This is a genomic window from Aeromicrobium sp. YIM 150415 (genome assembly GCF_016918125.1).
In the GTDB taxonomy this organism is placed as follows: Bacteria; Actinomycetota; Actinomycetes; order Propionibacteriales; family Nocardioidaceae; genus Aeromicrobium; species Aeromicrobium piscarium.
Map to the genome: position 1 here is coordinate 291,181 of NZ_JAERWM010000010.1, position 22,158 is coordinate 313,338.

Consider the following 22,158-nt stretch of genomic DNA (forward strand, 5'->3'; position numbering starts at 1 on the left):
TCAAAGGAAGACCCGATGAGCGTGCTCGACAAGATCAGCGACCGACCACTCAGTCTGACGGATCGGGTCTATGCGGCGGTGCGCGATGCGATCGTCGCGAACCGCTTCGCCGAGGGGCAGCGCCTGACCGAGGCGGGCCTGGCTCGCGAACTCGGGGTCAGCAAGACACCCGTCCGCGAGGCCCTGTTGCGGCTCGAGTACGTCGGGCTCATCCGTTCGGGGGGACCGGGCGGCGGCCAGCAGGTGGTGACGGCGTCCAAGGACGCGATCATCTCCGCCTACGAGGTGAGAGCCGGCCTGGAGGTCCAGGTCGCCCGCGCCGCGGCGGAACGTGGGGACGCCATGCTGGTGGCCCAGGCCCGGGTGCACGCCGAGGAGGCGAAGGCGGCCGTCGAGGATCACGACCGCTCGGGATTCAAGGCCGGCGATCAGAACTTCCATCTCACGCTCTCCCAAGCCACGCAGAACCACCTCCTGGCCAGATTCACTCGCGATGCCTATGACCTCACCAGTGCCTTGCGCCAGCGCGATGTGCCCGATGCTCCCTTCTCGCTGGAGTGTGCGGAGAACCATCTCGACGTGGTCGAGGCGGTCGAGCGCGGGGACGCCGACGCCGCGGGCTCGCTGATGCGTCAGCACATCGTCACGGTCCGGGATCGGGTGCTGAGGGCCTTCGCCGACAGCATCTGATCCGACAGCAGGCAGCACGAAGGGGCGGTGGCCGCGGCCACCGCCCCTTCGTGCTGTCCGTGGGGACGGGCGACGTCACACAGTAGTAGCGCCGTCGTCACATGGCGGCGAGATCCTGGCAGCACCTCACGACCGACCCCTTCGCGGAAGGGAAGCGGACACCTCTGAACCGTTGACAGATACGCGATGCTGTGTAGCATATACCGCATCCACTATGCGACCGTGATCGTGGGTCGTGACTGGAATCTCGGGCAAGACCGCGGGGGCACCCCGTGAGATGAACCGTCAGTTGAAGTCACGAAGAGGATGAGGGCGTATGCGTCGAAGCATGAAGGCCGTCGGTATCGGAGTTGCGTTAGCTCTGTTCGCCGGATGCGGTGGCACTGACGGCGGAGGAGAGTCCGATGCCGAACGGGTGGACGGCGGCGAGGTCTCCGTCGCCCTGCCGACGACCGAGTCGTTCGACATGAACTCACTCGATCCCAATGTCGGCGGCAACAAGATCTACGCCCACACGATCAGCATGACGATGTTCGACCAGCTCGTCTCGCAGGAGCCCGAGAGCGGCGAGATCATGCCGTGGATCGCCGAATCGTGGGAGGTGAGCGATGACGGCCTCGAGTACACCTTCCACCTGCGCGACGACGTGACCTTCTGGGACGGCGAGCCGCTCACCGCCGACGACGTCACCTTCACCTTCGAGCGCGTCGTGGACCCCCAGTACATGCCGGAGAGCGCCTTCGCGGCCGCGAGTATGTCGGCCTTCGAGTCCGCCGAGGCGGTCGACGACCAGACGGTCGTGGTCCGGCTCAAGCAGCCGCAGGCCGCCTTCCTGGCCAATCTCGCCCGCAACTTCCTGTCGATCGTGCCGAAGCACTACATCGAGGAGGTCGGGGACGACGGGTTCGCCGAGGAGCCGATGGGAAGCGGGCCGTTCACCTTCGTGGAGTGGCAGCGCGACAAGCACCTCACCGTCGAGCGCAATCCGGACTACACCTGGGGCCCGCCCTTCACCGAGACCGCCGGCTCGGCCCCCTCGGTCGAGCGGCTCACCTTCACCTACGTGCCCGAGGACTCGACGCGGACCGCGGCCCTGCAGTCGGGACAGGTGAACGCCATCATGGGCGTCCCGCCGCTCTCGCAGGAGAGCTTCGAGAGCAATGACCAGTTCGAGGTCGTCGAGATCCAGAAGAACGGCCAGCCGGGCGGACTGACCTTCGACACCTCATCGCCCGGCCCGGCCGGCGAGGTCGAGGTCCGCCAGGCCATCTCGCTGGCGATCGACCGTGAGGCGCTCAACTCCGCCGTCTACGACGGCAAGCATCAGCCCGCCTACTTCCTGCTCGAGGAGAGCATGGGCGACTGGGTCAACGACGACGCGCGGTTCCCGGACTTCGATCCGGACGCGGCCGCCGAACTGCTCGACGAGGCCGGTTGGCAGGAGGGCCCGGGCGGGGTCCGGTCCAAGGACGGCGTGGACCTCAGCCTGGATGCGACGACCTCCACCCAGATGCAGCGGACCATGACCTTGATCCAGTCCCAGTTGAAGGACATCGGGATCGAGCTCAATGTCGACGTGGTCTCACCCGCCGAGGCGAGCGCGGTCATCCAGGGCGAGGGCAACTACGAGCTGGCCTGGGGCAACCCGATCGGCTGGACCAATGGCATGCCCGACCTGCTCTATTCGCTCTACCACTCGCGGTTCATCCCGCCGAACGGCACCAGCAACGAGACCCGCACGAACATCCCCGAGGTGGACAGCCTGCTCGAGTCGGCCGTGCAGTCCCTCGACGACGACCAGCGGCGCGAGGACTTCGACCAGGTCCAGTCCATCGTGGGCGACAACGTCTCCTATCTCCCGCTCTTGTCGTTCAACGCCAATATCGCCGTCGCCTCGGGGGTTCACGGGATCATGCCGGAGCGTCGCGGCACCTACGTCTACTTCCACGATGTCTGGGTGAGCGAGAACCTCCAGAAGAGCTGGCCGGGCAACTGACCGCCGCCGTGGACACGCCTCGCGAGTCCGCCCCGGCCGTCGGTTCCCCCGACGTCCCCCTCCACCGCAAGCGATAGGGAATCCATGCCTCTCATGCGCTTCCTCGGTGCCCGCCTCGTGTCGGTCATCCCCGTGATGCTCGGTGTCTCCTTGCTCACCTTCGGGCTGCTGTACCTGATGCCCGGTGACCCGGTGCTGCTGCTGGTCAGCGGTGTCGAGGGTGACGTGGCCTCCGAGCAGATTCAGCAGGTCCGCGAGGAGTTCGGGCTCAACGACCCGCTGCCGATGCAGTACGTGAGCTTCGTGGGAGCCGCGCTGACCGGAGACCTGGGACGCTCGATCCACCAGGGCCGTGAGGTGACGGGCCTCATCCTGGAGGCTCTGCCGAATACCCTCGAGCTGACCGGGATGGCATTGCTCATCGCGGCCATCGTGGGGGTCAGCACCGGCGTCATCGCCAGCCTCTTCCACGGTTGCTGGCCGGACCGGGTGAGCATGTTCGGCTCACTGCTGTGGTTGTCCATGCCGGAGTTCTGGATGGCGATCGTGGCGATCATGGTCTTCGCCAGCTGGCTCGGGTGGTTCCCGGTCTTCGGGGCGGGCGGTATCGAGTTCCTGATCCTGCCGGCGACGATCCTCGGGCTGCGCTCGGCCGCCGCCATCGCGAGGCTGACTCGGTCGAGCATGCTCGAGGTCACGCACGCGCAGTACATCATGACGGCGCGGGCCCGCGGCATCGGCGAGCCCACGATCCTGTGGGTGCACGCTCTGCGCAATGCGATCATCCCGATCGTCACGCTGCTCGGTCTCCAGCTGGGCTATCTGCTGGGCAGCACGGTCGTCGTCGAGGTGGTCTTCTCGAGACCCGGGGTCGGATCGCTGCTGATCGACGCGGTGCTGGACAAGGACGTCCCCGTCATCCGCGGCACGGTCCTCTTCCTCGCCGTCACCTATGTCGTGGTCAACCTCATCGTCGACGCCACCTATGGACTGCTGGACCCGAGGATCAGGGAGGCGGCATGAGAACATCCGGTGAGGGGACGCTGTCCGAGCGGTCCGAACCCAGCGACGTCGGCGATGGCGACACGGTGGAGCCCACGCTGGTGGTCGCCCGCGGCTCGCGCGAGCGGCGCAGGGACGCCTGGCATGCGGTGAAGCGGTTCTTCGCCGATCCGATGGCCTTCGTCGCGGGTCTGGTCATCCTGCTGCTGGTGATCGCGGCCGCCTTGGGTCCCTGGATCGCTCCGTACGATCCCGCCGCGACCGACGCCGCGGCGAGTCTCCAGGGGCCGTCGGGTGCGCACTGGCTCGGCACCGATCAGCTGGGGCGCGACATCTTCAGCCGCATCCTCGCCGGGGCGCGCTTGACTCTCTTCGTGTCGGTGGGGGCCGTGAGTCTCGCCGTGCTCGTGGGCTGCACCGTCGGTCTGGTCGCCGGTTTCGTCCGCGGGTGGTCCGATTCCGTGCTGATGCGGTTGATGGACATCCTGCTGGCCTTTCCGGGGTTGATCCTCGCGATCGTCATGGCGGCCCTGCTCGGGCCGGGGATCACCACGGTGATCATCGCCGTCGGGGTCTCGGGGACACCGACCTTCGCCCGCGTGACGCGTGCCGCGACGATGCGTGCCGCCGTCGAGGAGTACGTCCTCGCGGCCCGGGCCATCGGATGCAGCCGAACCCGCCTGCTGCTGCGTCACATCACCCCCAACATCCTCGGACCCGTCGTCGTGCTGGCGACGCTCTATCTCGCCTACGCCGTCCTGACGGCCGCCGCGCTCAGCTTCCTGGGCGTCGGCGTCAAGCCTCCGGCAGCCGAATGGGGGGCGATGGTCAACGAGGGCCGCGACCTGCTGGCCGTCGGCTGGTGGGTGAGCCTCTTCCCCGGCGTGGCCATCGTGCTGTTCGTCCTCGCCGTCAACATCCTCGGCGATCGTCTACGCGATGTCCTCGACGTCGCCTCGGGAGCCGACGAAGTGCAAGGAGCTGAGAAATGACGAGCACGATCAGCACGCCATCGGTCCAGGACGGGAACGAGTTCCTCCTCGACGTCCAGGGCCTGCAGGCGGAGTTCCGGACCGGCGGCAGCCGATGGGTCCCGGTCACGCACGACGTGTCGCTATCGGTGCGCCGAGGAGAGGTGCTGGGCGTGGTGGGAGAGTCCGGCTCGGGCAAGAGCGTCAGCATGGCGTCCGTGCTCGGGCTGATGCCCTACCAGGGGGGCCGGGTGGCCCAGGGCCGGGCGCTCTTCGACGGCCGGGATCTGCTGACCCTCAAGGAACGGGAGCTGCGGCAGATCCGGGGGAGCAAGATCGGGATGATCTTCCAGGATCCGATGACCTCGCTCAATCCGGTCCGGTCCGTACAGCGGCAGATGGTTGAGACCCTCCGTGCCCATACCGCCCTCACCGCGGCGGAGGCGAAGGAACGAGCGCTGGAGCTGTTGCGTCTCGTTCGCATCCCCGACGCGGCCCGCCGTCTCCGCGCGTACCCTCATGAGCTCTCCGGAGGCATGCGGCAACGTGTCATGATCGCCATCGCGCTGTCGTGCGAGCCGGAGCTCATCATCGCCGACGAGCCGACGACCGCGCTCGACGTCACGGTGCAGGCCGATGTGCTCGCGCTTCTGCGCCAGCGCACGCGGGAGCGCGGGGTGTCGGTGGTGATCATCAGCCACGACGTCGGGGTCATCGCCTCCCTGGCCGACCGGATCGCGGTCATGTACGCCGGCCGTGTGGTGGAGTCGGGCTCTGCCCGAGAGGTGCTCGGCCATCCTCAGCACCCCTACACGCTCGGCCTGCTCGAGTCGATCCCGGGTGTCCACGGACCGCGGACCGAACGACTCCCGTCGATTCCGGGTCTACCGCCGCGTCCGGGGGGCGACCAGAAGGGCTGTTCGTTCCGGGAACGGTGCCGATTCGCCGTCTCACGGTGCGCGACCGAGCGGCCCGCCCTGGCGAAGGTCGCCGACGAGCCCCAGCATCGCGCGGCCTGCCACTTCGCGATCTCCGAGGACGGACGAGCTGTGCTGCGAGAGGACGTGGTGGGCGATGAGTGAGCATCCGGGCCAGGCCACGGCCGTCGCCGAGCACTGGACCGAGGGCGCCCCCCTCTCCTCTCCGTTGCTCAGCTGTCACGACCTGGAGAAGCGATACGGTCGCGGCGCGCATGCGGTCCAGGCTGTCGCGGGAGTGTCGCTGGGGGTCATGGAAGGGGAGACCCTCGGCCTCGTGGGCGAGTCGGGCTGCGGTAAGAGCACCCTCGCCCGGACGCTGTTGCGATTGGAGGCCCCGACCGCGGGCACCATCCGGTTCGCGGGCGACGATCTCACCGGCCTCAAGGGCCGGCGGCTCCGCAGTGCGCGCCGGGACTTCCAGATCATCCTGCAGGACCCGTACACGAGCCTCAATCCGCGCATGACCATCTCGCAGACGGTCCTCGAACCGCTGATCGTCCATGGGATCGGCGATCGTGCGGAACGCCGTGCACAGGTCGCCGAGCTCCTGGAGCGCGTCGGGCTCAATCCCGCCTTCGGCAAGCGCTTCCCGCATGAGCTGTCGGGTGGACAGCGACAGCGCGTCGGGATCGCGCGGGCGCTCGCGCTCAGGCCGCGGTTCATCGTCTGTGACGAGGCGGTCTCCGCGCTCGACGTCAGCATCCAGGCGCAGGTGCTCAACCTGCTGGCCGATCTGCGCGACAGCATGGGGCTGACCTATCTCTTCGTCTCCCACAATCTCGGCGTGGTGCGTCACATCGCCGACCGGGTGGCGGTGATGTATCTGGGCAAGATCGTCGAGGTGGGGCGAAGCGAGGAGTTCTTCGAGGCCCCCCGGCATCCGTACTCGCAGCTGCTGTTGTCAGCGGTGCTGGAGCCCGATCCCGATATCGAACCGCCGGAGTCGGAGTTCGGAGGAGAGGCGCCGAGTCCGTCATCGCCTCCCTCGGGCTGCCGCTTCCGGACACGCTGCCCCTTCGCGAGGGATCTCTGCGCCGCCGAGGAGCCGGAACTGCGCTCCATCGGCGGGTCGCGAGCCGTCGCCTGCCACTTCTGGGACGAGATCGCCGAGGGGCGCGCCGAACCGAAGGGTCGTCGAGCCGTCGACGGCCCCCAACGAGAGAACGGAGTCGACCGTGGATGATGTGCTGCGTCGAGAGGTGAGCACCTTCACGGGGGCCGTGCCCCTGGGAACCCTGCCGCCGATGGGCCAGGTCCCCGACACCATGACCGCGCTCGTGGTGCGCCAGGACCGCTTCGGCTCGCCGACCTCGGCCTTCGTGGTGGAGGAGGACGTCCCGGTGCCGCGGATCGGGCCGGGCGAGGTGCTGATCGCCGTGATGGCGGCGGGCGTCAACTACAACAATGTCTGGGCCGCCCGCGGTTACCCGGTCGATGTCATCGCCCTGCGCCAACGTGCCGGTGAACCCGAGGACTTCCACATCGGCGGCTCCGATGCCTCGGGCATCGTCTACGCCGTCGGTGAAGGGGTCGACGACATCGCGGTCGGCAGCGAGGTCATCATCCACCCGGGTTACTGGGATGCCGACGATCCGTGGATCGCCGCCGGCAAGGATCCGATGATCGCCCCGTCCGCGCGGATCTGGGGTTACGACACCAACTACGGCTCCTTCGCCCAGTTCGCCCGGGTCCAGGCGCACCAGGTGCTGCCCAAGGCCGACCACCTCTCCTGGGCCGAGGCGGCCGCCCCGACGCTCGTCGGCACGACGGCCTATCGGATGCTGCACGGATGGGCGGGCAATGAGATCGCCCAGGACGATGTGGTGCTGGTGTGGGGTGGCTCGGGCGGACTCGGCACCCAGGCGATCCAGCTCGCCCGGCTGGCAGGCGCGCGACCGGTGGCGGTCGTCTCCGATGACGAGCGCGGGGCCTACGCGGTCGAGCGCGGCGCCATCGGCTTCATCAACCGCAGCGACTACGACCACTGGGGGATTCCTCCGCGTGTCGACGATGCCGAGGGTCAGGCGGTCTGGCTGAAGTCGGCTCGGGCCTTCGGCAAGCGGATCTGGGAGATCGTGGGCGAGCGCCGGGATCCGGCCATCGTCTTCGAGCATCCGGGAGCCGCGACGGTGCCGACGAGTGTCATGGTGTGCGAGCCCGGGGGCATGGTCGTGATCTGCGCCGGCACCGCGGGCTTCGACGCGATGGTCGACCTGCGCTACCACTGGACGCGGCAGAAGCGCTTCCAAGGCAGTCACGGCACGAACGACCAGCAGGCGATCGCCTACAACGAGCTGGTGCGCGCCGGGCGGATCGATCCGTGCCTCGGGCGGACCGTCGCCTTCGGCGAACTGCCGCGCGTGCACGAGCAGATGGGGCGCGGCGAGGACGTCTTCGGCAACTCGGTCGCCCTCGTCGGAGCCCAGGACCCCGCGACGACCTGACGCCCTCGGGCTCGGCATTGACGCAGATCACACTCGCATCTAGTATATGGAATATCGTATGGAGGTTCGATATGACGGAGAACCCAGCGGCCTTCGTGCTGGCCGGAAGCCGTGGGCTCGGCTTCGCCAGCGCGGCGGCACTCTCGGCGGCCGGACACCCGGTGGCGATCTGCGGTCGGTCGACCGAAGGCCTCGACGAGGCGATCGCCGCGCTACCCGATGGGGTCCGGGCGATCGGTCTCTCGGCCGATGTCAGCGATGGCGCGGAGCTGGCGTCCGCGGTCAAGGAGGCGCGGAGCGAGCTGGGACCCATCGGGGTGCTGGTGGCGAATGCCGGCGGACCCCCGGCGGGCGGCTTCGATGATCTGACCGATGACGAGTGGGATGTCGCCTACGACCTGACCCTCATGAGCTTCGTGCGGGCCGTGCGGCTCGTGCTCCCTGACATGCGGTCGCTGGGCGGCGGGCGCATCGTGCTGATCGGGTCCTCGAGTATCCGGCGCCCGATCGCCAATCTCACCTTGTCGAACGCCCTGCGTCCCGCGCTGGCCGGTCTGGCCAAGGACCTGGCGGTGACCTACGCGCCGGACAACATCACCGTCAACGTGGTGGCGCCTGGCCGGGTCGACACCGACCGGGTCCGTTCCCTCGACCAGGCGGCGGCCCAGCGGCGAGGTCTCGATGTGGCGGAGATCCGGCGCGTCTCGGAGAGCTCGATCCCGATGGGGCGTTACGGCAAACCCGATGAGTTCGGTGCGGTGGTGGGCTTCCTGGCCTCACCCGAGGCGAGTTATGTGACGGGGCAGTCGATCCTCGTCGACGGCGGGATGACCGCCTCACTGCCCTGAGTCCGTCATCGAGGTCGGCACAGCGGATGTCGATCTCTGTAGTGCAACTGCGAGAACACCTGGAGGAGCGGGAATGACACGAATCAGGTCAGTGGAGGCGAGGACGGTAGCGGTCCCGTTGGCGAAGGCGACGGCGATGGCGCGGCGTTCGGTGAACGTCCGGTACTACGCGCTCGTCCGGGTCACCGATGACGACGGACGGACCGGTATCGGCTTCTGCTACGCCGGCAACTTCGGCGGCTCGGTCGTCTCACACGCCGTGCGCGAGCTCATCGCGCCGCTGGTGGTCGGTCAGCAAGCGGACCGGCATCGGGCGCTGTGGAACGAGGTCTACGCCGAGACCCTGCTGCACGGCCGGGCCGGATCGGTGTCCCGGGCGCTGAGCGCTGTCGACATCGCGCTGTGGGACCTGGCGGCGCGCACCGCCGACAAGCCCCTGTGGCAGTATCTCGGCGCGACCACGACCGAGGACAGCGTCCCCGCCTACGCCAGCGGGGGCTACTACCTCGACGGCAAGACTCCCGACGACCTGGCCGCCGAGATGCGCGGCTACGTCGATGCGGGCTTCGGCGCGGTCAAGCTCAAGGTCGGCCGGGTCGGCGTCACCCCCCAGCACGATGCCGAGCGGCTCGCGGCGGTCCGCGACGCCGTCGGCCCCGATGTCCGCGTCATGCTGGACGCTAATAACGCGTGGAGCGATGTGCCGACCGCGCTCGAGGCCCTGCGGTTGCTGGAGCCCTACAACCCCTTCTGGATCGAGGAGCCCTTCGGTCCCGATGACATCCGCAGCCACGCGACGCTGGCGCAGCGGACGCCGATCACCGTGGCCACCGGCGAGATCGAATACGGCCGGTGGAGGCATCTGGAACTACTGGAGCGTGGTGGCGCCGCGATCCTGCAGACCGACGCCGCCGTCTGCGGAGGCATCACCGAGTTCCAGCGCATCGCCGACTCGGCCGCATCCTTCGGCGTGACGATGTGCCCCCACTGGTTCCACGATCTGCACATCCACCTGGTGGCCTCGATCGCCAATGGTCAGTACGTCGAGTACTTCCCCGACGACCAGGTCCTCAACTTCCGCCGACTCGTGTCCCGCCAGCTCACCGTGCTGCCGGGAGGCCGCCTCGCACTGCCGACGGAGCCGGGACTCGGATTCGACTTCGTGCCCGAGGTCGTCGAGGACGTCGCGACGGATCAGTGGTCCTGAGGCCATGCGATTCGCGACCTTGAAGCTGGACGGCACCGAGCAGGCGGCGGTGCTGTGCCCCGGAGACCGCTGGGCGCCCCTGCACCACGTCGACCCCCGGCTGCGCGGCGATCTGCTCCGGCTCATCGCCGAGGAGCCGAGCCGTGAGGACCTGGCCGACCTGGCGCGGGCGGCCGGATCGCTCGCGGGTGAGCACCTGGTGGAACGAGCGGCGGCTGTCTACACCGTGCCGTATCGCCCGACCGGCAAGATCTGGGGCATCGGCCTGAACTACCGGGACCATGCCGCCGATCTCAGCGAGAGCAGTCCCTCCCAGCCGGCGTCGTTCATGAAGGGCGCGCACACGGTCATCGGCCCCGGGGACTCGATCGTCGTCCCGAAGCAGAGCGAGCGGACCACGTCCGAGGCCGAACTCGGTCTCGTCATCGGCCGGCACACCCGCGGGATCGATCGTCGCGATGCGCTGGACAGCCTCTTCGGCTTCTGCGTCGTCCTCGACCAGACCGCCGAGGACATCCTGCAGCTCAATCCGCGGTATCTGACCAGGTCCAAGAACTTCGAGACCTTCTTCTCCTTCGGCCCGGAGGTCGTGACTCCCGATGAGCTGATCGGTACGGGCAAGCTCGGCGATATCGAGGTGGCCACGGTGCGCAACGGCGAGGTCGTCCGGCACAACACCGTCGACAACATGATGCACTCGCCCGAGGAGATCCTGCGGTTCCACGCCGAGATGATGCCGTTCCTGCCCGGTGACCTCATCTCGACCGGCACGCCGGGTGCCGCCGTGATCGCACCAGGAGACCGGATGGAGGCCCGGGTCGGTCACCTCGAACCTCTGGTCAACGATGTGGTCGGAGCTGGAGAGCGCGCATGATCGACCAGCCCGTCCCCGTCGCCACCCTCGACGTCGTGGCCGAGGTGCCTGCGGCGATGCAGGTGACCGGCCGCGACGCGGGATGGCTCCGTGCGCGACAGGGCGTGCCGGCTCCCCTGGCCTTCCTCGAGGGGCCCGTGCCGGCGCCGGACGGCGGTCTCTATCTCGTGGACGTCGCGTGGGGGCGGCTGCTCCATCTATCCGCGGGCGGGGAGTTCCGTGTGCTGCTCGATTGCGGGGGCGAGCCGAACGGTCTGGCGCTCCGCCCCGACGGTTCCCTGCTGATCGCCGACTACCAGCAGGGGCTGCGGGTCGTGGACGACCCGGCCGCTGCGAGCCCTGAGGCACGGATCCTGGCCGATGCCCACCTGCACGGTTTCATCGGCCTCAACGACGTGATCGTCGACCGGCACGGGGCCGCCTATGTCACCGATCAAGGCGACTCCGGGCTCCACGATCCCTGCGGAAGCGTCCGGCGATGCGATGCCGACGGCCGCGTCTCGACGGTCATCGGCGGACTGCCGAGCCCCAACGGGCTCCTCGTGGACGAGGACGACGACACGTTGTACGTCGCCATGACCCGCGACAACGCGATCTGGCGCATCCCTTTCCGCGATGGGCGGCTCGGGCGCGTCGGGCGGTTCCTCCAGCTCTCGGGCGGCATCGGTCCTGACGGCATGGCGCGGGGTCCGCAGGGGAGCTTCCTCATCGCACACCTGGGCCGTGGCGTCGTGTCGGTCTACGACCGGACCGGCGCGCCGGCGATGGTCCTGCGATCGCCCCGCGGTCTGGCGGTCACGAATCTCTGTCTCCATCCAGACGGTCGTCTCTACGTGACCGAGTCCGAGAGCTCTTCGGTGCTCGGCTTGGAGCTGTCGAGGCTGACCGAGGTCCTCGAAAGGAGGGACCGATGACATCGGTTCTCTTCACCGGCCCGAACGGCCGGATGAACCAGGTGATCCGGCCCGCGCTCGCGGGGGAGTTCGAGCGGGTCGTGCTGTACTCGCGCAGTCCGGTCGACGTGCCGCACGCGGGCGAGAGCGTCGTGCTCGGCGAGCTGGACGATCTCGACCGGCTCGCCGAGGCCATGGACGGTGTCGACGTCGTGGTCCACATGGCCGGCAAGGCCGACGAGGGCGAGTGGGAGGAGATCCTCGCCTCCAATATCCACGGCACCTACTGCGTGCTGGAGGCCGCTCGCCGAGCGGGTGTGCGCCGCGTCGTCTACGCCAGCTCGCACCACATCACGGGCCTCTACCGCGCCGACGAGCCGATCGGCCCCGACGACCCCGTGCGTCCCGACTCCTACTACGGCGTCAGCAAGGCCTTCGGCGAAGCCCTCTGCCGGCTCTACCACGACAAATGGGGGACCGAGATCGTCAGCCTGCGTATCGGGGCATTCCGTCCTCGCCCCGAGGACACCCGGCACCTGAGCGTGTGGCTCAGCGAACCCGACGGTGTCCGGCTCCTGCGGGCGGCGATCCTCGCCGAGGACGTCTCCTTCGCGGTCGTCTACGGAGTCTCGGCCAATCGCCGCTCGTGGTGGGACCCCGCCGTGGCGGCGAAGGCGATCGGCTACCGGCCGCTCGACGATGCCGAGGCCTGGGCCGACCGCGTCGAGGCCACACCCGAGGGACCTGCCTCCACCTACCAGGGCGGTGTCTTCGCCTCCCCGGATTACCGCGGAGGGGTCTGGTAGCCGCCGATCACCCGCCCGGGCGCCGCATCAGACGGCGCTCTCGAACGACAACCTGAAGGGAACAGCATGTCCAGAAATCGCAGAGAACGATTCGATCGGGTGTTCGGCGGGACCTCACCGGTCCTCGGAATGATCCACCTGCAGGCGCTGCCGGGATCGCCCGGCTTCGCAGGAAGCCTCGACGCCGTGATCGAGCACGCGCTGCGCGATGTCGCGACGATGGTCGACGGCGGTGTCGACGCCCTCATCGTCGAGAACCTGCACGATGCCCCCTACTACCCGGAGACGACCGAGCCGGAGACCGTCGCCGCGATGGCGGTGTGCGCGAAGGAGGTGGTCCGGCAGGCCGGGGTGCCGGTGGGCATCAATGTGCTGCGCAACTCCTGGAAGGCCTCGCTCGGCGTCGCCGCCGCCTCGGGTGCGGACTTCATCCGTCTCAACATCCTCACCGATGCCATGGTGACCGATCAGGGCATCATCAACGGGGCAGCCCACCTGGTGACGCGCTACCGCAAGGCGATCGGCGCGGATGACGTGCTGATCATGGCCGACCTGCTCACCAAGCACGCGGCGCCGCTGGTGGAGCGCCCCGTCCCGGTCATCGCCGGAGACATGCTCGACCGTGGGGGCGCCGACGCCATCATCCTGGCCGGGGACGACTCCAGCATGCCCCCGAGTCTCTCGCGGGTTGAGGTCATCAAGGAGGCCTTCCCCGATGCCCCCGTCGTGCTGGGAAGTGGCATGACGTCGGCCGTGGGGGAGGAGTACGCGCGGGTCGCCGACGGTGCGGTCTTCGGCTACGGCTCGAAGGAGGAGTCCGATATGGCGCGGCCCGTGAGTGCCGAGCTGACCGAGGCCTTCGTCCGCGTCTGGGGCAACGGACGGTCCTCGCGGTGACGGCAGGGATGTGCCGATGACCAGGAAGGTCTTCGTCGACAGCGACACGGGCGTCGACGACGCTCTGGCGCTGATGCTGCTCGCGGCCACCCCCGATGTCGAGGTGCTGGCCGTGGGCAGCGTGTTCGGCAACTGCCACGCCGACCGGGCGGCCGACAACGCGCGCTATGTCCTCGACACCTGTGCCCGCCCGGACATCCCGGTCTACCGGGGCAGCGACGCACCGCTGGGTCAGGAGTTGCGGCTCTCGGGCGGCATCCACGGCGAGGACGGGTTCGGCAACACGGGGTTGCGCCCCGCCGAGCCCGTGCCGGACGAGCCGGACGCGGTCTCCGTGCTGCTGGACCTCGTCGCGCGTCATCCCGGTGAGATCCACTACCTGGCGCTGGGCCCGTTGACCAACCTCGCGCGGGCGTTGCAACGAGATCCCCGGCTGGTGGACCGGCTGGCGAGTGTCACGATCGTCGGGAGCCTGGGGCCGGCGTTGCACGGCGACACCGAGCCGTGGGCCGATCGGCGATTCCGGATCTCCCGCGACCCCAATGTCGCCTTCGACTTCGCCGCGGCGCGGATCGTGGCCGACACCCCCGGTCCGATCACCTGGTGCGGGCCCTATGTGACGCGACAGTGCCTCGTGCCGGAGCGGTACTTCGCCGAGATCGCGGAGCGCACGGGACACGAGCCCGCGCGGCTCATCGCCCGGATCAGTGAGTACTACGCGGACTTCTACACGCGCTCGTACCCGCAGCCGGGCGGAACCCGGGTGATGGGCATCAACGACAGCCTCGCGGCGGCGTGTCTGGTGCGCCCGGAGCTGATGTTGGGCGCTCTCGACCGGGTGATGGAGACCTTCGAGACCCCGGAGGGTGACCGGTATCTGGCCGGCGTGCACGCCCGCCCGGATGATCCGCGCCCGGTCCACCGGCTCGTCTTCGACATGGATTTCGATGCCGTGATCTCGCTGGCGGGGGAGACGCTCGAGAGGCCGCTGCCATGGGCCTGACGCTTCGGAGGCGTGAGCGCTGCGACGCCTCTAGTCACCATCCGGAATACGGTATATGGTACATGCACCGTGAGCTCCAAGGGCCGCTCGGGCGGCCGGAACATTCCACGACACGAATCAACGGAAAGGCCGAGCAACAGTGAGCGACTTCACCCACATCGACTACAGCGTCAAGAACCGTGTGGCGACGATCATGATCGACCGCGCGGAGGCGATGAACTCGATCACGCCCGAACTCGAAGCGGAGCTGCACGCGGCACTCGACGTCGCCGACGCGGACCCGGAGGTCCAGGTGGCGATCCTGACCGGGGCGGGCACCACCGCGTTCAGCGCCGGCTACGACATCGGCTCCGAGGGCCCGGACGGCCGGCCCATGGATCCGACCAACAAGGCCGTCGGCGACTACATCAAGTTCTGGTGGAACAGCGACCGGGCAGCGGCCGACAAGCTGATGCACATCTGGAAGCTCGACATCCCCGTGATCGCCGCCGTCAACGGCTGGGCGCTGGGCGGCGGCTTCTGGTACCAGCTGGCCTGCGACATCACCATCGCGGCAGACAACGCCGTCTTCGGCCAGCCGGAGGTGCGCCACATCTCCAATACGACCTTCCTGTTCGCCGCGCTCGCGGGATGGAAGGCCGCGAACCGCTACGGCCTCACCGGCGATCACTTCGACGCCCAAGAGGCCTATCGCCTCGGGATCGTCAACGAGGTGGTCCCGGCGGATGAGCTGATGGACACCACCCGAGCACTCGCCGAGCGCATCGCCATGGTCCCGGCCGCCGCCATCCGGCTGAACAAGGCCATCACGATGATGGGCCTCGAGTCGGCCGGGGTGGGCAGCGGGATGAAGCTCAACGCCGTCCTCTCGGCCATCGCGCACTCATCGCACGGTCCCGAGCGCGAGGAGCTGTTCGATCAGCAGCGCAAGGACGGCATCCGCGGGTTCCTGAAGGCCCGCGACGACAAGTTCCGCCCCGAGCCCTTCGGCCCGAGGAGCCGGTGAGGTCATCGACGCGCGGGCACTGAATCTGACAGGAGTGAAGAGATGAAGAACATCACCGTCCCGATCATCGACATATCGTCCTTCGAGGGCGACGACCCCGCGGCCAGTCGCGCGGTCGAGGCCGCCGTCAAGGACGCCTGCGAGAACATCGGATTCCTCGTGGTCGAGGGCCACGGTGTTCCCGCCGAGCTCATCGACCGGATGCGCGCGATCTCCAGGGCGTTCTTCGACCTCCCCGAGGAGGAGAAGCGGCTCTCCGCCTCGGACCCGGGCAAGACGATGGGCTACGTCCCTCCGCTGAAGGAGAGCCTCGCCGCCACGCGCGAGGAGGAGACACCGCCGGATCTCAAGGAGGTCTTCGACATCCGGCGCCCGGACACGCCCGATGACGACTACTACACGCAGAACGAGATGGGCCGGTACTTCTTCCGCCCGCTCACCTGGCCCGAGCGCCCCGAGTCCTTCCGGGAGACCTGGACGGAGTACTACCGGGCGATGGAGGCCCTGGCGAGCAGGATGATGCGCATCTTCGCCGGGGCGCTGGACCTGCCGCACGACTACTTCGAGAAGACGATGGACCGCAGCGTCGACTACCTGCGGGCGATCAACTATCCGGCGCAGGACACCGCTCCGCTGCCCGGCCAGCTGCGGGCCGGCGCGCACACCGACTACGGGACGCTGACGCTGCTGCTCACCGAGGACGCCCCCGGCGGGTTGCAGGTCCTGGACCAGGAGGGTGAGTGGGTCGACGTCCCGCACATGAGCGGCGCCTATGTGGTCAACATCGGCGACATGATGTCCCACTGGACGAACAACCGGTGGGTGTCGACCGTGCACCGGGTCGTGAACCCCGCGGAGAACGTGCGCACGTCGGCACGGCGTCAGTCCATCCCGTTCTTCCAGAACCCGAACTACGATGCCGTCATCGAGGCCATCCCCACCTGCGTCCCCGAGGGGGAGCAGCCGCTGCACGAGCCCTTCGTCGCCGGCGAGTGGCTCCGGCGAAAGCAGGACAAGTCACGTGTCGCGTGATCTCACCGCAGTGATGCGGCCGCGGGGCATCGCCGTCGTCGGTGCCTCGCGCCGTCGCAGCCGAGGCACTCTGGTCCTCGCCAATCTCCAGCGCTTCGGCTATACGGGCCGGCTGTTCGCGGTCAACCCCGGGTACGACTCGATCGGCGAGATCCCTTGTGTCCCGTCGGTGAACGACCTGCCCGAGGACATCGACGTCGTGGTCGTGGCGGTCGCCGCCGACGCCTCGCTGGAGGTGATGCGCGATGTCGCCGCCGCGGGGATCCCGGCCGCCGTCATGCTGGCCAGCGGTTTCGGCGACGGCGGCGTCGGACGGCACCGGCGCGAGGAGCTCGAGAAGCTGGTGGAGTCGTCCGGGCTGCTGCTGGTGGGCCCGAACTGCTACGGCCTCGCGGACTTCTCCGCGGGGATCGCCGCCTACTCAGGGTCGATCGTCGACCCCCTCGAACGCGGGGGAGTAGCGCTGATCATGCAGTCGGGTGCCCTGACCCACTCGATCACCGATTCCGCGCTCGGCCGTGGTCTCGGGCTCTCGGCGCTCGTGACCACCGGCAATGAGATCGGGCTGGGTGTCGCCGACTACATCGAGTGGTACGCCGACGATCCCGCCACGAGCACCATCGGCGTCTTCCTCGAGGGACTGCGGGATGTCGAGGCGTTCTCGCGTGCCTGCGAACGCGCGCGGAGCGCCGGCAAGCCGGTGGTCGTCCTGGCGACCGGCAAGTCCGCACGAAGCCGTGGCGCGGCGCTCGCGCACACCGGAGCGATCTCGGGCAGCGGCGGTGCTCTGGCCGGCCTGCTCCGTTCGATCGGAGCGGTCCAGGTCGACGACATGGACGAGTTCCGCGAGACGCTCCTCCTCTTCTCCGCTGCCGGGAGACCGACATCCGGTGGTACCGCACTGCTCTCGATCTCCGGCGGAGGGTCCGGCCTGCTGGCCGATCTCGCCGAGGACGTCGGCCTGGAGCTGCCCGACTTCGCGCCGGAGACGATCACCGCTCTCAGCGCGGTCCTCCCGGAGTTCGGCGTGGTCTCCAATCCGCTCGATGCCACGGGAACCGCCGCCGACGATGCCGAGCTTCTCCACGATGTGCTCGTGCGTGCGGGCCAGGATCCGTCGGTGGGCGCGGTCTGCTTCGTACTGAACGTCGGCGCGGCGGGCGAGGCGCAACGCGATCTGTACCGCCGCCAGGCCACCACCCTGGCGCGGTTCGCTACCTCGGCCGATGCCGTTCCGCTGGCCATGAGTCTCACCGCGGGACCCGTCGACCCGGTGGTGCGGGCGACCCTGGACGAGGCCGGTGTGCCGCTGCTCAGCGGTGCGCGCTCGTCGCTGGCCGCGATCGCCCGGTGGTCGTCCTGGCATACGAGCTCAGCCCGCCGCCCGCGCCTTCACACCCTGCCCGAGCGACAGGAGCTCCCTGGCGACCTCGGCGGCCGCTCGTCATTGACGCAGCTGGCCGATGCCGGCGTGCGGGTGCCGCGCTCCGCCCTGGCCGATACCGCCGAGCGGGCCGGCGAGCTGGCCGAGGAGGTCGGCTTCCCGTGCGTGCTCAAGATCGAGTCCGCCGATATCGCGCACAAGACCGATGTCGGCGGTGTGCGGGTGGGACTGAGCTCTCGAGACGAGGTCGTCCGGGCGACCGAGGAGATCCTGGCGGCAGCATCGTCGCAGGTCCCGGACGCCGTGATCGACGGCGTGCTCGTCCAGGAGATGGTCGCGGGGCCAGGACTGGAGTGCCTTCTCGGCGTGGTGCGCGATCCCCAGGTCGGGCTGACACTCTCGCTGGCTCCCGGCGGCGTCCTCGTCGAGCTGATCGGCGAGGTGCCCAGCTGGCCGCTCCCGCTCGGTGCGGAGGAGGTGGCGTGGCTGATCGACCACGGTCCGCTGGCGACGTTGCTCGACGGTTATCGGGGTGGTCCGCGCTACGACCGGGCCGCGCTGATCGAGAATGTCGTCGCCTTCGCCGGCCTCGTCGCCACCTACGGCGAACAGGTCGAGGCCGTCGAGGTCAATCCGCTGATCGTGCTGCCGGAGGGACGCGGGGCGATCGCCGTGGACTGTCTCATCGTGCCCCGCGACCGCGTCGACATCGGTTGAGCCGAGACGGGAGAGCCATGGAGACAGTGCACGAGGCGGCCGCCGCCGCGATCGCCGATCAGCACGGCCCGCTGTTCGGGCTGATCGGCGATGCCAACATGCGGATCGTCGATCGTTACGTCAACGAGCACGGCGGCCGGTTCCTCGGTGCCGTCCACGAGGCGGGCGCTGTCGGGATGGCCGATGGCTGGTCCCGGATCTCGGGGCGCGTGGGCTTCGCCTCGCTGACCCACGGGCCGGGTCTGACCAATGCCCTGACAGCGCTCACCGAGGCGGTGCGTGCCCGCCGTTCGCTCGTGCTGCTCACCGGATCCACGCCGGCGGGTGTCGACCACTTCCAGCGCTTCGACATCGAGGGGTTGGCGCGGCTGGCCGGAGCCGCCTTCCTCCGGCTGGAACCGCAGAGGTCCGCGCGGCACCTGGTCGCAGAGGCGGCTGCCCTCGCACAGGTGGGACGCAGCCCCGTGGTGGTGGACATCCCCGTCGATCTCCTCGATCAATCCTCGGGCGACGAGGACCCGGCGGACTCGACGATGTTCACGACGTCGGCACCGGCGCCCGATGCCGACCAGCTCGACCGGGTGCTCGGCATCCTCGCGACGGCGCGGCGGCCGGTGGTCCTGGCCGGGCGTGGGGCCGTGCAGTCGGGGGCCGGGCCCGCCATCGCGCGGCTGGCAGACCTGATGTCCGCACCGCTCGCCACGACGTTGTTGGCGAAGGGCCTGTTCGCCGGCCATCCGGCCGACCTCGGCGTGATGGGCACGCTGGGGTCCGATGTCGCCACCGAGGTGATCAGCCGGGCCGACTGCATCATCGCCTTCGGCGCCGGCCTCAACCGGTTCACGACGGCCGACGGCGGGCTCGTCGACGGCGCGACGGTCATCCGCTGCGATGACGATCCCGCACGCCTCGGCGGCACCTCGGGCGAGGTCCCGGTCCTCGCCGACGCCGACCGGGCTGCACGCCTCCTCCATGACACGCTGGCCGCCCACGAGATCGAGTTCTCCGGCTATCGCGACGAGCGGATGCTCGCCCGGATCGCCGCGTACGACCCGCGCGCGACCTTCGCCGATCGCGGCGGCGATGGTCGCGTCGACCTGCGGTCGGCGATGCTCGAGCTCGACGACCTGCTGCCGGCCGATCGCCTGGTGGTGTCGGACACCGGCCGGTTCATCTACCCGACCTGGAAGTACCTCGAGGTGGGCCGGGCCGGGCACTTCGTGCACACCCTGAACTTCGCGTCGATCGGCCTCGGCCTGGCGACCGCCATCGGTGCCGCCGTGGCCGAGCCGGAGCGGCTCACCGTTGCCGTCGTGGGCGACGGCGGCGGGCTGATGGGTATCCAGGAGCTGGTCACGGCGGTGCGCCATCGCGTGCCGCTCGTCGTCCTCGTCTGCAATGACGGCGCCTACGGGATGGAGTACCGCTATCTCGACGATGCGGGCCTGGACCCGTCGCTGTCCTTGCTGCCGGGTGCCGACTTCACGCGTATCGCCGAGGCGATGGGCTGCGATGCGGTGCGGATCACCTCGCTCGCGGAGCTCGGTGCGATCCCCGATCTCGTGGCCGGCATGGACCGGCGGCCGCTGATCGTGGAGCTGATGACCGATCCGCGCCACGACCCCGGACGATGAGCCGCTGCTGCCTCGCCCTGTGCCTCTCGAGGACTCCGCTTCGCTTCGTCCAGGGCGGTGCCCACGCTCAACGGGGGACCGCGATGAGCTCAGTCCGGGGTGTTGATCATGAACTGGGCCGCGTGCTGGGCATAGCCCCAGAAACGCGCGTCGTGCTCGGGATCGAGTCCGGCGGCGTCGAGACCGGCCCGGAAATGCTTGAGCCAGTGGTCACGAGCCTCGCTGTCGACCGCGAACGGCGCATGCCGCATCCGCAGCCGAGGATGTCCTCGTTGCTCGGAGTAGGTCGTGGGACCGCCCCAGTACTGCTCGAGGAACATCGTGAACCGCTCGGCGGCCGGCCCGAGGTCCTCCTCGGGGTACATCGGCCGCAGCACCTCGTCCTCCGCGACACCCGCGTAGAACACCTTGACGATGCGCTCGATGGTGGCGCGCCCGCCGATCGCCTCGTAGAAGTTCTCCTCATCGCTCATGCCGGCACCGCCTGAAGAAGGAGCACGGTAGGCCGGTACCGGCATGAGGACGTGCTGATGGTTCGCTCGCTGCGCTCGCTCATGAATAGCCTCCGGGGGGAACGATCGTGACCGGGATCCTGATGCCCGCCGCGTCGAAGCGGTGCTTGACGCGCTGACGCATGGCGCGGGCCACACCCCACTGCTCGAGCGGAGCGGTCTTGAGCACCACGCGCACGACGACACCGTCCTTGTCGAAGCGCTCGACGCCCCACACCTCGGGGGGTTCGATGATGACGCCTTCGAAGGCCTTCTCGGCGTACATCTCGCTCGCGACATCGTGCAGGATGCGCTGCGCCTCGTCCAGATCGGACTCGTAGGCGACGGTGATGTCCAGGACCGTGCGGGCCCAGTTCTGGCTCGAATTGCCGACACGGAGGATCTCGCCGTTGCGCACGTACCAGACGGTGCCGTCGACATCGCGCAGTCGTGTGACGCGCAGTCCCACGGACTCCACGGTCCCGGCGGCCTCGCCGAGGTCCACGACATCGCCGACTCCGTACTGGTCCTCCAGCATCATCGAGATGCCGGCGAGGAAGTCCTTCACGAGGGTCTGCGCGCCGAAGCCGAGCGCGACGCCGACGATGCCGGCGCTGGTCAGCAGGGGAGCGACGGGGATGCCGAAGCTCGCCAGGATGGTGACGACGGCGATGGTGAGGATGATGCCGGTCGCGATGCTCTTGAGCAATGATCCGGTCGCTTCGGCGCGCTGGCGGCGCCGTTGGGCGGCAGGCTCCCCGCGTTCGGCCATCTTGGTGCCGGTCTTCGTCTGGGCGATCGCATTGGGCATCGCCCCCTTGGCGGCTCGGCTGATCAGCCGGTCGATCAGCCGATTGGCCACCCAGCGCAGTACCAGCGCGAAGACGATGATGATGATGGCCCGCAGCGGTACTTCGACGAAGCGGTGGAACCACGGCTCGTTGAGGAAGTCGAGGTCAGGCATGGCTCCCAACGTACCGGCCGATACGATAGGCCCATGAGCCTCGTCCGCGCCTTCACGACCCTGGTGGCTGCTGTGGCCGCCGTCCTCGTCGCCACCGCCGGACCGGCGGCCGCCTCGACCGCCCCCTTCACCTGGGAGCAGGGCGAGTCGCTCAGCACGCTGTACGTCGTCGGCATCTTCGCGGGCGTCCCGCTGGCGCTGTTCGTGGTCATCTGGATCTTCGGTGCCGCGACCGCCCGCAACAACTACGTCCCGCCGGCTCCCTCCACCGAGGTCGAGAAGGCCGACGCCCACCACTGACACGCTCCACGAGAAGGCC

At 68.9% G+C, this 22,158-nt stretch carries 21 protein-coding genes; 19 read left to right on the top strand and 2 right to left on the bottom strand.

Annotated features, from left to right (window positions below):
* The first annotated feature begins 15 nt into the window (after positions 1-15).
* The 18 genes from JL108_RS07130 to JL108_RS07215 all read left to right on the top strand — a co-directional run bounded on the left by JL108_RS07130 (position 16) and on the right by JL108_RS07215 (position 20,384).
* The gene (locus JL108_RS07130) at positions 16-690 is read left to right on the top strand and encodes a GntR family transcriptional regulator (RefSeq protein ID WP_205197623.1); all 675 of its coding nucleotides are present in this window, start codon (positions 16-18) and stop codon (positions 688-690) included.
* Positions 691-1,006: 316 nt separating this feature from the next.
* The gene (locus JL108_RS07135; RefSeq protein WP_205197624.1) at positions 1,007-2,686 is read left to right on the top strand and encodes an ABC transporter substrate-binding protein; all 1,680 of its coding nucleotides are present in this window, start codon (positions 1,007-1,009) and stop codon (positions 2,684-2,686) included.
* 84 nt (positions 2,687-2,770) lie between these two features.
* Positions 2,771-3,709, top strand: coding sequence for an ABC transporter permease (locus tag JL108_RS07140; RefSeq protein ID WP_205197625.1), 939 nt, complete (start codon positions 2,771-2,773; stop codon positions 3,707-3,709).
* On the top strand, positions 3,706-4,680 hold the full coding sequence (locus tag JL108_RS07145) for an ABC transporter permease (protein ID WP_205197626.1): 975 nt from the start codon (positions 3,706-3,708) through the stop codon (positions 4,678-4,680). The genes JL108_RS07140 and JL108_RS07145 overlap by 4 nt, the downstream gene beginning before the upstream one ends.
* Positions 4,677-5,741 (top strand): ABC transporter ATP-binding protein, encoded by a 1,065-nt coding sequence (locus JL108_RS07150; RefSeq protein WP_205197627.1) that lies wholly within the window; start codon positions 4,677-4,679, stop codon positions 5,739-5,741. The genes JL108_RS07145 and JL108_RS07150 overlap by 4 nt, the downstream gene beginning before the upstream one ends.
* On the top strand, positions 5,734-6,822 hold the full coding sequence (locus JL108_RS07155) for an ABC transporter ATP-binding protein (protein ID WP_205197628.1): 1,089 nt from the start codon (positions 5,734-5,736) through the stop codon (positions 6,820-6,822). Before JL108_RS07150 ends, JL108_RS07155 begins: the two co-directional genes overlap by 8 nt.
* Complete coding sequence (gene ccrA / locus JL108_RS07160) at positions 6,815-8,083, top strand: crotonyl-CoA carboxylase/reductase (RefSeq protein WP_205197629.1); 1,269 nt, start codon at positions 6,815-6,817, stop codon at positions 8,081-8,083. Before JL108_RS07155 ends, ccrA begins: the two co-directional genes overlap by 8 nt.
* 71 nt (positions 8,084-8,154) lie before the next feature.
* On the top strand, positions 8,155-8,931 hold the full coding sequence (locus JL108_RS07165) for an SDR family oxidoreductase (protein ID WP_205197630.1): 777 nt from the start codon (positions 8,155-8,157) through the stop codon (positions 8,929-8,931).
* A gap of 73 nt (positions 8,932-9,004) precedes the next feature.
* Positions 9,005-10,138, top strand: coding sequence for a mandelate racemase/muconate lactonizing enzyme family protein (locus tag JL108_RS07170; RefSeq protein WP_205197631.1), 1,134 nt, complete (start codon positions 9,005-9,007; stop codon positions 10,136-10,138).
* 4 nt (positions 10,139-10,142) lie between these two features.
* Positions 10,143-11,012 (top strand): fumarylacetoacetate hydrolase family protein, encoded by an 870-nt coding sequence (locus tag JL108_RS07175; RefSeq protein WP_205197632.1) that lies wholly within the window; start codon positions 10,143-10,145, stop codon positions 11,010-11,012.
* Positions 11,009-11,926, top strand: a complete 918-nt coding sequence (locus tag JL108_RS07180; RefSeq protein WP_205197633.1) for an SMP-30/gluconolactonase/LRE family protein — start codon at positions 11,009-11,011, stop codon at positions 11,924-11,926. Before JL108_RS07175 ends, JL108_RS07180 begins: the two co-directional genes overlap by 4 nt.
* Positions 11,923-12,711, top strand: coding sequence for an NAD(P)-dependent oxidoreductase (locus JL108_RS07185; protein WP_205197634.1), 789 nt, complete (start codon positions 11,923-11,925; stop codon positions 12,709-12,711). Before JL108_RS07180 ends, JL108_RS07185 begins: the two co-directional genes overlap by 4 nt.
* A 66-nt stretch (positions 12,712-12,777) precedes the next feature.
* The gene (locus JL108_RS07190; RefSeq protein WP_205197635.1) at positions 12,778-13,608 is read left to right on the top strand and encodes a BtpA/SgcQ family protein; all 831 of its coding nucleotides are present in this window, start codon (positions 12,778-12,780) and stop codon (positions 13,606-13,608) included.
* Positions 13,609-13,624: 16 nt separating this feature from the next.
* The gene (locus JL108_RS07195) at positions 13,625-14,611 is read left to right on the top strand and encodes a nucleoside hydrolase (RefSeq protein WP_205197636.1); all 987 of its coding nucleotides are present in this window, start codon (positions 13,625-13,627) and stop codon (positions 14,609-14,611) included.
* Positions 14,612-14,750: 139 nt separating this feature from the next.
* Positions 14,751-15,617 carry an enoyl-CoA hydratase/isomerase family protein gene (locus JL108_RS07200; protein WP_205197637.1) on the top strand — a complete coding sequence of 289 codons (867 nt, stop codon included), beginning with the start codon at positions 14,751-14,753 and terminating at the stop codon, positions 15,615-15,617.
* A gap of 42 nt (positions 15,618-15,659) precedes the next feature.
* On the top strand, positions 15,660-16,649 hold the full coding sequence (locus tag JL108_RS07205) for an isopenicillin N synthase family oxygenase (protein WP_205197638.1): 990 nt from the start codon (positions 15,660-15,662) through the stop codon (positions 16,647-16,649).
* Positions 16,639-18,750: an acetate--CoA ligase family protein gene (locus JL108_RS07210; protein WP_205197639.1), complete on the top strand. Its 2,112-nt coding sequence runs from the start codon at positions 16,639-16,641 to the stop codon at positions 18,748-18,750. The genes JL108_RS07205 and JL108_RS07210 overlap by 11 nt, the downstream gene beginning before the upstream one ends.
* Positions 18,751-18,767: 17 nt before the next feature.
* On the top strand, positions 18,768-20,384 hold the full coding sequence (locus JL108_RS07215; protein ID WP_205197640.1) for a thiamine pyrophosphate-binding protein: 1,617 nt from the start codon (positions 18,768-18,770) through the stop codon (positions 20,382-20,384).
* Between the two features lie 89 nt (positions 20,385-20,473).
* Here JL108_RS07215 and JL108_RS07220 read toward each other — a convergent pair whose 3' ends face one another.
* Positions 20,474-20,857 carry a globin gene (locus JL108_RS07220; protein ID WP_205197641.1) on the bottom strand — a complete coding sequence of 128 codons (384 nt, stop codon included), beginning with the start codon at positions 20,855-20,857 and terminating at the stop codon, positions 20,474-20,476.
* Between the two features lie 79 nt (positions 20,858-20,936).
* Entirely contained in the window at positions 20,937-21,839 is a 903-nt protein-coding gene (locus JL108_RS07225) for a mechanosensitive ion channel family protein (RefSeq protein WP_205197642.1), read from the bottom strand.
* A gap of 33 nt (positions 21,840-21,872) precedes the next feature.
* Between JL108_RS07225 and JL108_RS07230 the strand changes: the two genes are divergently transcribed.
* Positions 21,873-22,139 (top strand): hypothetical protein, encoded by a 267-nt coding sequence (locus JL108_RS07230; protein WP_143912949.1) that lies wholly within the window; start codon positions 21,873-21,875, stop codon positions 22,137-22,139.
* The last annotated feature ends 19 nt before the right edge of the window (positions 22,140-22,158 follow it).

What these genes read in the sequence shown, in the direction of transcription:
- JL108_RS07130 (WP_205197623.1), top strand. Translation starts at nt 16, where the DNA reads ATGAGCGTGCTCGACAAGATCAGCGACCGACCACTCAGTCTGACGGAT.
- JL108_RS07135 (WP_205197624.1), top strand. Translation starts at nt 1,007, where the DNA reads ATGCGTCGAAGCATGAAGGCCGTCGGTATCGGAGTTGCGTTAGCTCTG.
- JL108_RS07140 (WP_205197625.1), top strand. Translation starts at nt 2,771, where the DNA reads ATGCCTCTCATGCGCTTCCTCGGTGCCCGCCTCGTGTCGGTCATCCCC.
- JL108_RS07145 (WP_205197626.1), top strand. Translation starts at nt 3,706, where the DNA reads ATGAGAACATCCGGTGAGGGGACGCTGTCCGAGCGGTCCGAACCCAGC.
- JL108_RS07150 (WP_205197627.1), top strand. Translation starts at nt 4,677, where the DNA reads ATGACGAGCACGATCAGCACGCCATCGGTCCAGGACGGGAACGAGTTC.
- JL108_RS07155 (WP_205197628.1), top strand. Translation starts at nt 5,734, where the DNA reads ATGAGTGAGCATCCGGGCCAGGCCACGGCCGTCGCCGAGCACTGGACC.
- JL108_RS07165 (WP_205197630.1), top strand. Translation starts at nt 8,155, where the DNA reads ATGACGGAGAACCCAGCGGCCTTCGTGCTGGCCGGAAGCCGTGGGCTC.
- JL108_RS07170 (WP_205197631.1), top strand. Translation starts at nt 9,005, where the DNA reads ATGACACGAATCAGGTCAGTGGAGGCGAGGACGGTAGCGGTCCCGTTG.
- JL108_RS07175 (WP_205197632.1), top strand. Translation starts at nt 10,143, where the DNA reads ATGCGATTCGCGACCTTGAAGCTGGACGGCACCGAGCAGGCGGCGGTG.
- JL108_RS07180 (WP_205197633.1), top strand. Translation starts at nt 11,009, where the DNA reads ATGATCGACCAGCCCGTCCCCGTCGCCACCCTCGACGTCGTGGCCGAG.
- JL108_RS07185 (WP_205197634.1), top strand. Translation starts at nt 11,923, where the DNA reads ATGACATCGGTTCTCTTCACCGGCCCGAACGGCCGGATGAACCAGGTG.
- JL108_RS07190 (WP_205197635.1), top strand. Translation starts at nt 12,778, where the DNA reads ATGTCCAGAAATCGCAGAGAACGATTCGATCGGGTGTTCGGCGGGACC.
- JL108_RS07195 (WP_205197636.1), top strand. Translation starts at nt 13,625, where the DNA reads ATGACCAGGAAGGTCTTCGTCGACAGCGACACGGGCGTCGACGACGCT.
- JL108_RS07205 (WP_205197638.1), top strand. Translation starts at nt 15,660, where the DNA reads ATGAAGAACATCACCGTCCCGATCATCGACATATCGTCCTTCGAGGGC.
- JL108_RS07215 (WP_205197640.1), top strand. Translation starts at nt 18,768, where the DNA reads ATGGAGACAGTGCACGAGGCGGCCGCCGCCGCGATCGCCGATCAGCAC.
- JL108_RS07220 (WP_205197641.1), bottom strand. Translation starts at nt 20,857, where the DNA reads ATGAGCGATGAGGAGAACTTCTACGAGGCGATCGGCGGGCGCGCCACC.
- JL108_RS07225 (WP_205197642.1), bottom strand. Translation starts at nt 21,839, where the DNA reads ATGCCTGACCTCGACTTCCTCAACGAGCCGTGGTTCCACCGCTTCGTC.
- JL108_RS07230 (WP_143912949.1), top strand. Translation starts at nt 21,873, where the DNA reads ATGAGCCTCGTCCGCGCCTTCACGACCCTGGTGGCTGCTGTGGCCGCC.